The sequence below is a fragment of the Arthrobacter sp. HLT1-20 genome, assembly GCF_054510895.1.
This window is the reverse complement of sequence record NZ_JBTNDR010000031.1, coordinates 36158-48567: the sequence shown is the minus strand read 5'-3', so window position 1 is coordinate 48567 and position 12410 is coordinate 36158. Positions and strand designations below refer to the sequence as shown.

Genomic DNA, 12410 nt, shown 5'->3' with positions numbered 1-12410 from the left:
AGTAGTGGCTGGATTTTCCGGGACGCTCTCGCAGTAGTGGCTGGATTTTCCGGGACGCTCTCGCAGTAGTGGCTGGATTTTCCGGGACGCTCTCGCAGTAGTGGCTGGATTCTCCGGGACGCTCTCGCAGTAGTGGCTGGATTCTCCGGGACGCTCTCGCAGTAGTGGTCAGAAATTTGCGGACGCTATCGCGAGAGCGTTCGGAAAAAACTAGCCATTGCTGCGAGAGGGTCGGGGAAAAACTGACCACTACTGCGAGAGCGTCGGAAGGGCTACTGCATGCTGAATTGGTATTCGGCTGGGACGTCTTCGCCGGGGCACACCTCACGCCACAGGTCAGTCAGGGAGTTCACGCCCTCGCGCAGATCGGCCACCTCAACACCCGCCTTGAGGATGGCCGCGGCGGCGGCGCTGTCACCCGTTCGGGCATGGGCCAGGGCCGTCAGGAATCTGACCCGCCCCAGCGCGGACAGGGACTGCGGTGCCCGGCCAGCCAACGCCAGTGCCAACTCCGGGTTGCCGTTGTCCACGGCCATGGTCATGGCCTCCACGAGAAGCCAGCGATCATCGGCCTCCAGTGCACATGCGCTACTAAATTGAGCCAGGCCGCCGGCGGTATCGCCCGCAGCCATCAACGCCAAGGCCAGCCCGCGCAGGGCCAACTTCCGGCTGCGGGGACTGAGCGGAGACCCTGATCTCTGGGATCCGGCCAGAACGTTGCGATACAGCTCCGCAACAACCGCCAGGTCCTCGGCGCTGGCCGAAGCCCGCGCGTGGACCATGACTGCATGGTGGAAGGCCGCCTCGGCGCTGGCGTTGCGGCCGGCCGCGAGCAGGTCCTCCCAGTCGAGGCCGCGCACAAAGGACCCGGCACCACCAAAGGGCTGTCCGGATGCGTCGGAGGCGGAAGCCTCAAAGGGCTTTTCCACGATGCCTTCGTTGTTCTTGAGCAGCGCCAGCCACGGCTCCTGATCGGCAGTAAGGGTCTCCGGCGCAAACGGGGTCCCGGACTCATCCAACCAGTCCATCGTGGCGTGCCGGCGGCGCACCGCCTCCAGGGCACCCCAGCCACTGCCGGCCACGACCAAATCCGTCGGCGGCAGATCTGCCCAGCGTCCGGCGTCGGACAGGGCATCCGCGATGGCGGCCTCGGAAACCAGAGCCTCGACGCGCTTCGCCCCGTGGGTCACGGCATCATCCCAGGGACCGGCCGCGAGCACGGGATCAAGGGCGGCGTTGCCGTAGGCTTCCACCCACTGCCAGCTGGCGCCGGCGGGCATGGGCACGTGCTCAAACTGGGTTTGGGCCAGCCCGGCCTGGATTTCCGCGTAGTGGCGCGGCTCCCCGGAGACCGTGGGCGTGAGCCATTCCTGCCAGCGGTGCCCGCCCACGCTCTCACCCCAGATGAACAGCTTCCGGCCGCGCAGCTGGACGGAAGACACCAGCGCCAGCCCGTCCCCTTCGCCGTCGGCGGCAACCTCCCAGCGGCGCTCCTGCGGCGCGATGTCGAAGAAGAAGTCGGCGGCCTGGGCGTTGTTGACGGGCCAGGTGGCATCCTTGCCGTGGAAATGGGTGGCATCCACGCGGGTCATGGAGCCGTCGTAGTCGGTGGCGTAGGATTCCTTCGCGGGGGCAATCACGCGCGTGGCGGGAGTCTGCGGGACGGCCGCGTTGGTCCACCAGTACATGGGCACGGTTTTGTCATTCGGGTTCTGGATGCGAACCGCCACGAACACCACGGGCGAATCTTCCGGCAGCCATGCGTCAATCTGGAACACCACCTCACGCAGCCTGTCAAACTCCCACATACGCAGCACGTCCTGCCCATCGGGCGTTCGCACAATCGCAGAATGCAGGGGCGCGCTCGAGGTGGGCGAGTGCCCGCGTGTGCCAATGTTGTATTCAATCCCGCCCGCAAACCAGGCGTTGCGCAGGGCCAGGTTGCCGAACATGATGCGGTCCTGGGTATGCAGCAGTTCCTTGCCCGTGGCCTTGTCGGTGAGCTCCCAGAGCCGGCCACCAAGTTGCGGCAGGAACAGGGCCCGGACATGCTTATTTTCCTGTACGACGGCGGTTAGTTCAGTGGGGCTGACATCCCGGGTGTAGCTCTCCTGCATGGGATAGGGATAGATGTTGTTCACCTTTCCCCAGCCCACTCCCGCGGCCACCTCTTCCGGGATGCCCTCGCCCACCGTATACGGCGGCTCCAGCAACGGCTGAACGGACGGCATAGGCGAATCCGGACCCAGTTCGGCCAGTTCAATCACGCGGGTGGTGAGCGTCAGGGTGGAAGTCATGCGGGGATCCTGTTCCGGGTTGGGTTCGGTGGCGGGCGCATTGGTTCGGCGGCCCACCAGTGGTTGAAAGGAGCCTACCGGGTTTTGCTGCTTTGTGGGTGCTGCAGCCTTACATCAAGCACATTGCATCAAAACCTGGTCCCGTGCGTCCGGGTATGCGGCGCCGATAGAATTGCCAGCAGGCCCTAACCACCGCCGCACCGTCCAGCGGCATCGAAGCTTTGAAATGGAGAACCTGGTGAACCAATCCGCCTTCCCCCAGCTGCGCCTGAACGTCTCCGCGCTTGAGCGCAACATCAGCACCATGGCCGCGTGGTGCCGGAACAGGAATGTGGTCCTGGCCCCGCACGTGAAAACCACCATGTCCGCACCCATCATTGAGCGCCAGCTTGCCGCCGGCGCCGTCGGGGTGACCGTGGCAACTGTGGACCAGGTCCACACAGTCCTGGCGTGGGGGCACCGGAACGTATTCGTCGCCAACCAGGTGGTGGACGGTTACGGCCTGGGCCGGATCAGGGCGTGGCTGGTGGCTGACCCGGCCCAAAAAATCAGCATTTTCGCCGATTCCGTGGCCGCCGTGGCCGTGGCAGCATCCGTTTTTCAGGGCAGCAGCCGGCCCCTGGACATGTTGATTGATGTGGGCACCTTGGCCGGGCGGACCGGCGTGCGCTCCCTCGGCGAGGCGCGCGAGGTGGCCGCGGCCATCACGGCGGCGCCCGGACTGAGGCTGGTGGGTGTTGCCGGCTACGAGGGCGTGGTGCCCAATTCGCGCGACGCCATCAACCTGGACGCCGTGGACCACCATTGCCAGCTGGTCCACGATATTTACCTTGACCTGGCCGCGCAGTATGAAACGCCCGCCCCGATCTTCTCCATGGGCGGTTCGGCTTTTCCGGACCGCGTGATTGAGTTCCTGCCCTCCGACGCCGATGTTCCCGGCACCGTCAATGTCCTGCGGTCTGGCTGCTACGCCACGCATGACCACGGCACCTATGCGGGCGTCAATCCCATCCCCGGGCTCACCGCCGCGCTGACCATCCGCGCGCTGGTAGTCTCGGCGCCCGAGGATGGCCTGGTGGTGGCGGGTGCCGGCAAGCGGGATCTGCCGTACGACGCCGGCCTGCCGCCTTTCCTGGCCGCGTACACCGCCGCCGGGGATCTGTTGCCCGCGGCCACGGCGAAGGTGCACAAGCTGTTCGACCACCACGCAGTGCTGCTGGGCGCCGAGGGCTTGGCCGTGACGAACATTGTGGAACTGGGCATCTCCCACCCGTGTTCGGCCTTCGACCGCTGGCCGGAGTACCTCGTCACGGATGACGCGGGCGCTGTGGTTGATCTCTGGCGCACCGATTTCCACCGGGAATCCATCGGCGGGTAGCCGGCCGGGCTATGGGTTGCGCCGGGCCACCAACGTCACCACCGTGGCCCGGCCAATCGCGGCACTGACCGCGACCCCTGCAGCAATGGCCAAACTGCCAGGCTCAAACTCAGCCTCGGCGAGCACGAACGCAGCGGCGGACGTGACAGCACCCATGACCAGCGCAAACGCCACGACGTGGAGCCATTGCGCACGGACCCGCCGCAGCGGCCAGGCAAGCAGGATTGCCAACGGCAGGCCCACGATCGCTGCGACGGGGAAGCCATAGATCAGCGCGAAGGGCAGCAGGTACCCGCCGGAAACCAGATCCCCGGAGCTGACACCAGTGACCACCGTCAGGCCCAGGCAGAACACAAAGAACGTCACGAACCAACCAATCAGCACCGCCGGGGCGCCGTAGCGCATGCGAAAGCACTCGGGCGGCACCAGTTCGACCGCGGGGACAGTGTTGGCCTCGTTGCTCATCAAACTACCTCCTTAGTGTTCCCCGCAGCGCTGCGCCCGTTGATGTCCGCGAGCGCGCTGGCAAGGTCCGGGTGCAGCCAGGTGAATCCGGCGGCCTGCAGCGTGCCGGAAGAGACCCAGCGGCTCTTGAGCACCAGCTCTGTCTCGGTGCGGATGAATACCGCGCCAATCATCAGCAGCCACGCCGGCGTGGGCAGCCCGAATGGCACCCGGTTTGCCGCACGCACGGCTGCCATCAGCTCCGCGTTGCTCACCACCTCGGGAGCGGCGATGTTGACAGGCCCGGTGATCTCGCGGTGTTCGTGGAGGAATAGGACTGCCCTAAACAGGTCCTCGACGTGAATCCAACTGTACTTCTGCTGGCCATCGCCCATCCGGCCGCCCAGACCGAGGCGGGCCAAGTTGTTGAAGGGACGCATGACACCGCCGCCCGGTCCCATGGCAATGGTGATGCGCAGGGGAATCTTGCGGGTGTGCGGGGTGTGGGCCGCTGCGAGCGTTTCCTCCCAACCCCGCGCCACGTCCACGGAAAAGCCTGAGCCGAGTTCGCCGTCGTCCTCGTTTTGCGCACGGTCCCGGGCATCCCGGTAGATGGTCCCGGTGCTGGCGTTGAACCAGTCCCGCGGCGGGCGGCTGCACGCGGCCACGGCACGGCCCAGCTCGGCGGTGGTGTCCACGCGCGATCGGATGATTTCAGCCTTATTGGCCGGGGTGTAGCGGCAGGAGACCGACTTTCCGGCCAGGTTGATCAGCAGATCGGCACCGTCCAACACCCCGGTCATTGCGGCGGTATTGCCCCAGAGTGCGTCACCGCAGCGGCCAATGGTGCGGACCCGCCACCCGGCCGCGGAAAAATAGCCGCGAAAGTGGGTGCCGATGAATCCGGATGCCCCGGCGATGACAACGGTTTTCATGACTGCACCTTGGCCTTGAGCGCCAGCGCTTCCTCCACCAGCGGCCTCACCACGGGCAACCTAGAAAAGGACACCAACTTGGCGATCAGGGGCGCAGCCCCATCGATCAGGGTGCGCGTGCGGCGCTGCTGTGCGGAGGTGTCGTAAACCCAGAACAGCACCACACCCATGTAGGCCAGCCACAGCAGTTCAGGCAGCTGCTGTCGGAGGAACTGGGGCACCTTTGTGCCGTCAATGACATCACAGAAAAGTCCGACGGCGTTCTCCCGGGCTTCCCTTGACGCCTCACCAAAAGGACTCAGGGCAGAGCTCGGCGGGAGTGCGCTGGACATGAAGGCGCCGCCGAAGTCGTGGTACGGAGTCAGCGCGTCCACCCCGGCGTGGAGGGCGGCCTTGAGCCTGTCCGCCAAACCGGTGACCCCATTCATGGCCACGGCCGCGGCCGCGCGCTGCTCGGCCACTGACTCCCGGTACAGCTCCAGCACCAGCTCGTCCTTGGACGCGTAGTAGTAGTAGGCGCTGCCCAGTGAGACACCTGCCTCGGCAGCGATGGCCCGCATGGTGGTCTTGGCGAATCCCTTGGCTCGAAACATGCCCAAAGCAGTATCCAAAACCAGGGCCCTGGTTTGAGCGCTCTTGCTATCCATAGCCGAATCCCCCTTTTTGAACGTGTTCAATTATGAGTAAAGCACTCTTTTTGAACATGTTCAACAATGAGTCCGGTTTCGTTCCCTTTCGGGTCACTGCCAGGTCAGGTGCGGGCGGAAGTCTCAGGCTTTCTTGATAACACTTTCTTTGAGATTCTCGTTCTGGATGGAGTCAAGGATCGCGTCGTATTGCTTCGTGAGCAGCAGCTTCGCCTTCGAGTCGACCTTTTCGTTGACGATTTGCTTCTGCAGATCCACAGCACGGTCGAGCATGGCCATATCCGAGTAAGCGGTGAAAACTTTCTCAGTGAGATCTGGAAGTTTGGCATCCCTGTCGCGATTAAGGAACTTGGCTGCGAGATCCGCGGTCACTGCTGCGGGCTTCCATTTCTTCAAGTCGTCGTTCTTGGCACCGTGGGCCTTGACGAGCACATAGGGCCATGGTCCGCGAACCTCATCGCCAGCCTTAAAAGTCCAGCCGTCGCCGTCCCACTCGCCGCTCTTGGCGTGCCGCAGGACTTGATGGCGAGCATCGACATAGAAGTCATTGCCTTTCACTTCCATGAATTTCTTTGGGCCAGAACGGGCGTTGGCCGGCCCTTGGCTCGAAGTGTAGCCGGAGGCCATGCGGTTTTCTGTACCGGACTTCGCCACCAGGTTTTCCTCCGTGAGCAACACGAAACCCGCCTTCTGGACAGGAAAGCCCGGATCGAAGATGGAAAGCGCCCAGTCCATGCTTGTCAACTCTGTTCCGTCGATCCGCTCGTCTAGAAGCGCGATGGTGAGGTCGGCACCTGCTCCGACAACACCTACGATGGCTTGAGCACTGGCCGCCCCTACGGGACCGCCGACAGCTAGGCCGCCGATGAGGATGGGGAGTCTGACAATGTTCGTGGCAGCTTTGGCCCAAGCTTCGACAACATCTTCCGGGAAATAGTCGAACTTCAACTTTACCGAGATGGAAAGGAGAGTAGCGGACTCCGCCGGAGAGTAGTAGATTACTCGATTGCCGGTGCCGTTGTTGAGAGCCACGAATTCCTGCGATTCAACTCCCTCGCCCCACCAGTTCATCGCGAACACGGCGCCAGCAGGCGCGTCAGGATCCCTCACTGTGGACATGACGAGCAACTGGCCACTTTCTCGCTCGGTCTGTCCAACATAAACTGACACCAGTTCCACCTTCAACGGATTGCCAATTCCGATCGGATCGAACTCCACGATGGCATCGCCCCCGGCGATGGCAATGCCCTTGACGTCGACGTCAACCTGAAATGCAACATTGTGTGCTCGTTGCAATTCGACGTTGTGAGCTTTGGATTTCATCCCGTACTCCTTCGTTTCCAGTGGTCTTTGGCAAATGGTAGTCCTGCACCCGGTCCAGGACAAGAGCACGGGATGACCTCCTGTTGGACGCCCGCAGCTGTGCAAGACTAGGCAGCATGTCGGCATCATGGCTCGAACCCTTCATTGCGCCGGGACGCGCCCTGCGCCGGGTCGACGGCGGCCTGCTGTCAGCGCTCGAGGCAGACGACCCCGGGTCCCCCTATGACGGCCGGGCGGCCCTGTACGACCGCGTCATCGGCTCCCGCCTGTACAACCGGCTCGTGTGGGGTTCCTCGCCGCGGTCCTATGCCACGTTTGCGGCCACGGCTGCCGCCAGCGGCCACGGCCCCCTGCTTGATGTGGGCTGCGGGAGTGCCGTCTTCACGGCAGCCGTCTACACCAGCACCGACCGTCCGCTGATACTGCTGGACAGATCTTTGGGCATGCTGGGCCGCGCGGCACAACGCCTGGGGACTGGCGGTTCCGGGGCCGACGGGGTTGCGTTCATGCAAGCCGATTTGTTCGATCTGCCGTTTGCCCCGCAGCAGTTTCAAACGGTGGCGAGCTTTGGCATGCTGCATCTCTTCGATGACCTCACCAACACCCTAGATGTCCTGAAATCACAGGTTTCCCCGGGCGGTTCGCTCTATGCCACCTCTCTGGTCGGCGAGACCGCCAGGGGACGGCGCACCCTGGCCTTACTGCACCGCACAGGAGAAGTGGCCGCCCCGCGCACCGAGCACGAGCTGGCCGCGGCTGCGCACCAAGTCTTGGGACCGGCGTCGTCCATCCACCGCCAAGGGTCCATGGCATTCCTGAGCTGGAGTTCCTGAGCACTCCAGCATGAACCCGCGCCCCTTGTGTCCGCAGGCAAGCCGCGTTAGGTTCAAAAGCACACCCGTTCTGCCCCAACTGGAAGGCAACCCCATGGCTTACATCGCTGTCGGAACTGAAAATAGCACCCCCATTGAGCTTTACTACGAGGATCAGGGGTCCGGCCAGCCGGTGGTGCTGATTCACGGCTACCCCCTCAACGGACACAGCTGGGAGCGCACAACACGTGAACTGCTCGACGCCGGCTACCGCGTCATCACCTACGACCGCCGCGGCTTCGGCCAGTCAAGCAAGGTTGCCGTGGGCTACGACTATGACACCTTCGCGGCTGATCTGAACACAATCCTGGAGACCCTCGATCTGGAGAACACCATTTTGGTGGGATTCTCCATGGGCACCGGCGAGCTGGCGCGCTATGTGGCCACGTTCGGCCACGCACGCGTTGCGAAGCTGGCCTTCCTGGCCTCACTTGAGCCGTTCCTGGTGGCGCGGGAGGACAACCCCGACGGCGTCCCGCAGGAGGTCTTCGACGGCATTGCCAGCAAGGCCAAGGAGGACCGCTTTGCCTGGTTCACTGGATTCTTCAACGATTTCTACAATCTGGGCGACAACCTGGGCACCCGGATCAGCCAGGAGGCCGTGACTGCCAGCTGGAACGTCGCCATCTCGAGCGCACCCGTTGCCGCCTACGCCGTGGTTCCGGCGTGGATCGAGGATTTCCGTGGCGACGTGAAAGCCGTCCGTGCCAGCGGTGTGCCGGCACTGATCCTGCACGGCACGGCGGACAACATCCTGCCCATCGACGCCACCGCCCGCCGTTTCCGCACAGCCCTGCCGGGGGCCGACTATGTGGAAATTGACGGCGCTCCCCACGGTTTGCTGTGGACCCATGCCGAGGAAGTCAACGCGGCGCTACTGGTGTTCCTGCGCAAGTAGCCGGATCCGCACCCTCGCCTCAGGGGGCGGTGGCGCGGTCCCCAACGCTGGCGATGACCAGCTGCTGGTTACCACCGGCCCAACTGACTAAGAGCAGCGGGCCTGCGCCGGGTATTTCGGCTTCACCCAGCGCCCTGTTGAGCAGTAGCGTCATGGGCCCCACCGGGAGAGACGTGACACCTCCAGCTGTGTCAGGCGCGCCCAAGTCCAGTGCAGGCAGTTCGACGTCGGATGCTCCCGTGCTGCTGAGCTGGGCGGTTTCGGGCAGGGTTTCCATTTTCCCGTCCGTTTCCCGGAATTGCGCGGCCTGCGGCTTGCCGCTCAGCAGGGCCGCGGCGAGCTCAGCCACATACACCGGGTCACCGGTAGCGTCGTAGACCCAGCGGTGGCCCAGAACCGAATGCTCCATGGTGCCCACCAGAAATTCCTCGGCTCCAGCCAAGGGCGCGCCGCGGTAGGTCAGTGGGACTTGGTATACCTGGCTGCCGGCACCCACCAGCTGGGTCTCAATGCCCACCTCGCCGTCCGGGTCATCAAAGCGGAAGGACCCCAGCCGCACCAACGCGGAATCACCGCCGCCGAACCATGCCTGCAGCGGAAGCCAAACCGCCAGGAGTTCCATCTTGCTGGGCCGCAGTTCGGCCGCGTATACGATCGCCATGGCCTCAGTCTATTGCGGCCCGGCCCAACCCGCCTCGCGAACGTACAGTTAATGCCGATGTTCCGGAGAAACATCGGCATTAACTGTACGTTCGCGAGGCGGTTGCGAGGCGGTTGCGAGGCGCCGGGTGCTTAGAGGTCCAGGTGGGTGGGCCCGAACATCTTCAACAGCACGTCAACCACCACCACATTGGGACCGTCAGCGGCGAAGCCCTCCTTGAGCGCCTCCCCCACATCCTCGGCCTTCACACGCTTGGCCGGCACTCCAAAGGCTTCCGCCAACTTCACGAAGTCGGGGCGGGCCAACTCGGTGTGCGTGGCCTTGCCGAAGGTGTCGATCATGTATTCACGCAGGATGCCGTAGCCGCCGTCGTCCACAATGAGCCAGGTGACCGGCGCATTGTGCTGCTTGGCGGTGGCCAACTCCGAGATGGAGTACATGGAGGAACCGTCACCGGCAACGGCCAGCACCCGGGACGGCTTGCCTTGGCTTTGCAGGCCAAGTGCTCCGCCGATGGCCGCGGGGAAGCCGTATCCCAGTCCGCCGGCGCCCTGGGCGGAGTGGAATTCGCCGTCCTTGGCGTCCCAGCAGCTCCAGCCCCAGTAGGCGGAGATGGTCATGTCCCAGAAGGTCTGCATGTCGGCGGGCACAGCGTCGCGGATGTCGGCCATGAACTTGCGCTCAAGGCCCAGATCCTGGTCATCCAGTCGCGCCTGCACCTTAGCGAGGGTTTCCGCCACAACGGTCTGCGGGGTGGCACCGTGCCACTGTGCCGTTTCGGCAAAGGGTTCGGTCAACGCCGCATCAAGCATGCTGAGCGCCTGTCCGGCGTCGGCCCTGATGCCCAGTGCGGGGCGGTTGGATTCGAGGACGCGGGGTTCGGCGTCGATCTGGATGATGCGCCCGCGCGGCTCCATGGTGAAGTAGTTGCTGGAGACCTCACCCAGCGAGGATCCAATGACCACCAGCACGTCGGCGTCCTCAAGAACCTCGGTGACGTACCTGTCCTCCACCCACGATTGCAGGGAGAGTTCATGGTTCCAGGGGAAGGCGCCGTTGCCGCCGGGTGTGCAGACCACGGGGGCGTTGAGCTTTTCGGCCAGTGACAGCAGCGAAGCGTGGGCGCGACCTCGCCGGACGCCGCCGCCAGCCACAATGGCCGGGCGCTTGGCAGCCGAGAGCCACTTCACGGCCTCCCGCACCAATTCAACCCGCGGCGGGTTGTCGAAAGGCTCCGCCAGGGCATCCTCGACGGCGGGCACAAAGATGGGATCCAGCAGCACGTTTTGCGGCACTTCGAGCCAGACAGGGCCCTGCGGGGAGGAAACCGCTTCCGTCCACGCATCCTGGATGGCGGAGGGAATGCCCGAGGCGTGCTGGATGAGGCGCTGGCTCTTGGTCACGTTGGCTGCCGATGCCTTCTGGTCATCGAGCTGGTGCAGCATGCCCTTGCGGCGGGCGCCCAGGCCCTCCAGCGGGATCTGGCTGGCCACAACAATCATGGGCACGCCGGTCGCGTAGGCTTCCTGCAGGCCGGCCAGGGCCGTCAGGGCACCGGGGCCGGTGGACAGGAACAGCACGCCCACTTCGCCGGTTGCACGGGAGTAGCCGTCGGCGGAGAACGCCGAGTTGTTCTCCACGCGGGAGGAAATGAAGTGCAGGGGGGAACGGCTCAGGGCGTCAAACAAGCCCAGGGCATGCTGGCCGGGGATACCAAAAACAGTCTTGGCACCGAGTGCAGCGAGGGTCTCCACCACAAGGTCGCCACCGTTGCGCTGAACGTCAGTCATTAGTTTCCGCCTTCGGTGACGTTGGACGACGGCGCGAAGCCAGCTGGCCGGCGTCGTCCTTCAGCATCAAGGGCTTGGGCAGCGTAGCCGTTCGGGGCGCCGAAGCGGTCCCCCGGCACAAAGTTGTCCGCCATCAGGGTCACCAGTTCGTAGCCAACGTGGCTGGCGGCGATGCCAGTCATCTCGGCGTGGTCGTAGGCCGGGGCCACTTCCACGATGTCGGCGCCCACCAAGTTCATGCCGCGGAAACCGCGAATGATCTCAATGAGTTCGCGGCTCGTGATGCCGCCGGCCTCCGGGGTGCCGGTGCCGGGGGCGTGCGCCGGGTCCAGCACGTCAATGTCCACGGAAATGTAAAGCGGGCGGTTGCCGATCCGGTCGCGGATCTTCGCAACGGTTTCCAGCACGCCCTGGTAGTAGACGTCAGCGGCGGTGACAATGCCAAAGCCGAAGCGGTGGTCGTCGTCCAGGTCCTTCTTGCCGTACAGCGGGCCGCGGGTGCCCACGTGGGAGATGGCCTCGGTGTCCAGGATGCCTTCCTCGACGGCGCGGCGGAAGGGGGTACCGTGCGTGTATTCGGCGCCGAAGTAGGTGTCCCAAGTGTCCAGGTGCGCATCAAAGTGGAGCATGGCCACGGGCTCGCCGGCACGCTCGGCGGCGGCACGCAGCAGCGGCAGGGCAATGGTGTGGTCGCCACCGATGGTCAGCAGCTTGGCGCCGCCTGCCGTCAGGTCCAGCGCATTTTGCTGGATGGTTTCAATGGCTTCGTTAATATTGAACGGGTTGACGGCCATGTCGCCGGCGTCGGCCACCTGGCAGTTTTCAAACGGCGAAACGTCCCAGGCCGGGTTGTACGGGCGCAGCAACCGTGAAGCCTCGCGCACGTGGTTGGCGCCGAAGCGGGCCCCCGGGCGGTAGGAGACGCCGCTGTCGAAGGGGACCCCGACGACGGCCACATCGGCCTTGGCGACCTGGTCCAGGCGCGGCAGGCGCGCGTACGTTGCGGCGCCGGCGTAGCGCGGAATCCGGGAGGAGTCGATGGGGCCTAGGTTCCCGTTGGCCTCAATACGGAGCTCTTTCATGGACATCCTCTTTTCATTCTGTACTGGTGTCATTCGCGTTTTTGCCAGGGAGTAGACGTGGGTCACATCCAAGCGGTTGTTCA

11 protein-coding genes are annotated in these 12410 nt (G+C 64.4%); 3 read left to right on the top strand and 8 right to left on the bottom strand.

Annotated features, from left to right (window positions below):
• Positions 1-272: 272 nt before the first annotated feature.
• Positions 273-2297 carry a DUF5107 domain-containing protein gene (locus tag ACX80Q_RS14735; RefSeq protein ID WP_459331284.1) on the bottom strand — a complete coding sequence of 675 codons (2025 nt, stop codon included), beginning with the start codon at positions 2295-2297 and terminating at the stop codon, positions 273-275.
• A 238-nt stretch (positions 2298-2535) separates the two neighbouring features.
• Here ACX80Q_RS14735 and ACX80Q_RS14730 point away from each other — a divergent pair, with 238 nt between their 5' ends.
• Positions 2536-3675, top strand: a complete 1140-nt coding sequence (locus tag ACX80Q_RS14730) for an alanine racemase (RefSeq protein WP_459331283.1) — start codon at positions 2536-2538, stop codon at positions 3673-3675.
• Positions 3676-3684: 9 nt separating this feature from the next.
• Here the strand turns inward: ACX80Q_RS14730 and ACX80Q_RS14725 are convergent, their stop codons facing one another.
• The 4 genes from ACX80Q_RS14725 to ACX80Q_RS14710 all read right to left on the bottom strand — a co-directional run bounded on the left by ACX80Q_RS14725 (position 3685) and on the right by ACX80Q_RS14710 (position 7024).
• A complete protein-coding gene (locus ACX80Q_RS14725; protein ID WP_459331282.1) occupies positions 3685-4140 on the bottom strand; it encodes a hypothetical protein in 456 nt (151 codons plus the stop codon).
• Positions 4140-5054 carry a TIGR01777 family oxidoreductase gene (locus tag ACX80Q_RS14720; protein WP_459331281.1) on the bottom strand — a complete coding sequence of 305 codons (915 nt, stop codon included), beginning with the start codon at positions 5052-5054 and terminating at the stop codon, positions 4140-4142. The genes ACX80Q_RS14725 and ACX80Q_RS14720 overlap by 1 nt, the downstream gene beginning before the upstream one ends.
• Entirely contained in the window at positions 5051-5701 is a 651-nt protein-coding gene (locus tag ACX80Q_RS14715; RefSeq protein ID WP_459331280.1) for a TetR family transcriptional regulator, read from the bottom strand. The genes ACX80Q_RS14720 and ACX80Q_RS14715 overlap by 4 nt, the downstream gene beginning before the upstream one ends.
• Positions 5702-5824: 123 nt before the next feature.
• The gene (locus ACX80Q_RS14710) at positions 5825-7024 is read right to left on the bottom strand and encodes a hypothetical protein (protein WP_459331279.1); all 1200 of its coding nucleotides are present in this window, start codon (positions 7022-7024) and stop codon (positions 5825-5827) included.
• A gap of 116 nt (positions 7025-7140) precedes the next feature.
• On the opposite strand from ACX80Q_RS14710, the gene ACX80Q_RS14705 reads away from it, so the two are divergent.
• Complete coding sequence (locus ACX80Q_RS14705) at positions 7141-7857, top strand: class I SAM-dependent methyltransferase (protein WP_459331278.1); 717 nt, start codon at positions 7141-7143, stop codon at positions 7855-7857.
• Positions 7858-7951: 94 nt separating this feature from the next.
• On the top strand, positions 7952-8794 hold the full coding sequence (locus ACX80Q_RS14700; RefSeq protein ID WP_459331277.1) for an alpha/beta fold hydrolase: 843 nt from the start codon (positions 7952-7954) through the stop codon (positions 8792-8794).
• 19 nt (positions 8795-8813) lie between these two features.
• Here ACX80Q_RS14700 and ACX80Q_RS14695 read toward each other — a convergent pair whose 3' ends face one another.
• The 3 genes from ACX80Q_RS14695 to speB all read right to left on the bottom strand — a co-directional run bounded on the left by ACX80Q_RS14695 (position 8814) and on the right by speB (position 12327).
• Entirely contained in the window at positions 8814-9455 is a 642-nt protein-coding gene (locus ACX80Q_RS14695; RefSeq protein WP_459331276.1) for a CG0192-related protein, read from the bottom strand.
• Positions 9456-9586: 131 nt separating this feature from the next.
• Entirely contained in the window at positions 9587-11245 is a 1659-nt protein-coding gene (locus ACX80Q_RS14690; RefSeq protein WP_459331275.1) for a thiamine pyrophosphate-binding protein, read from the bottom strand.
• Entirely contained in the window at positions 11245-12327 is a 1083-nt protein-coding gene (gene speB / locus ACX80Q_RS14685; protein ID WP_459331274.1) for an agmatinase, read from the bottom strand. The genes ACX80Q_RS14690 and speB overlap by 1 nt, the downstream gene beginning before the upstream one ends.
• Between the last annotated feature and the right edge of the window lie 83 nt (positions 12328-12410).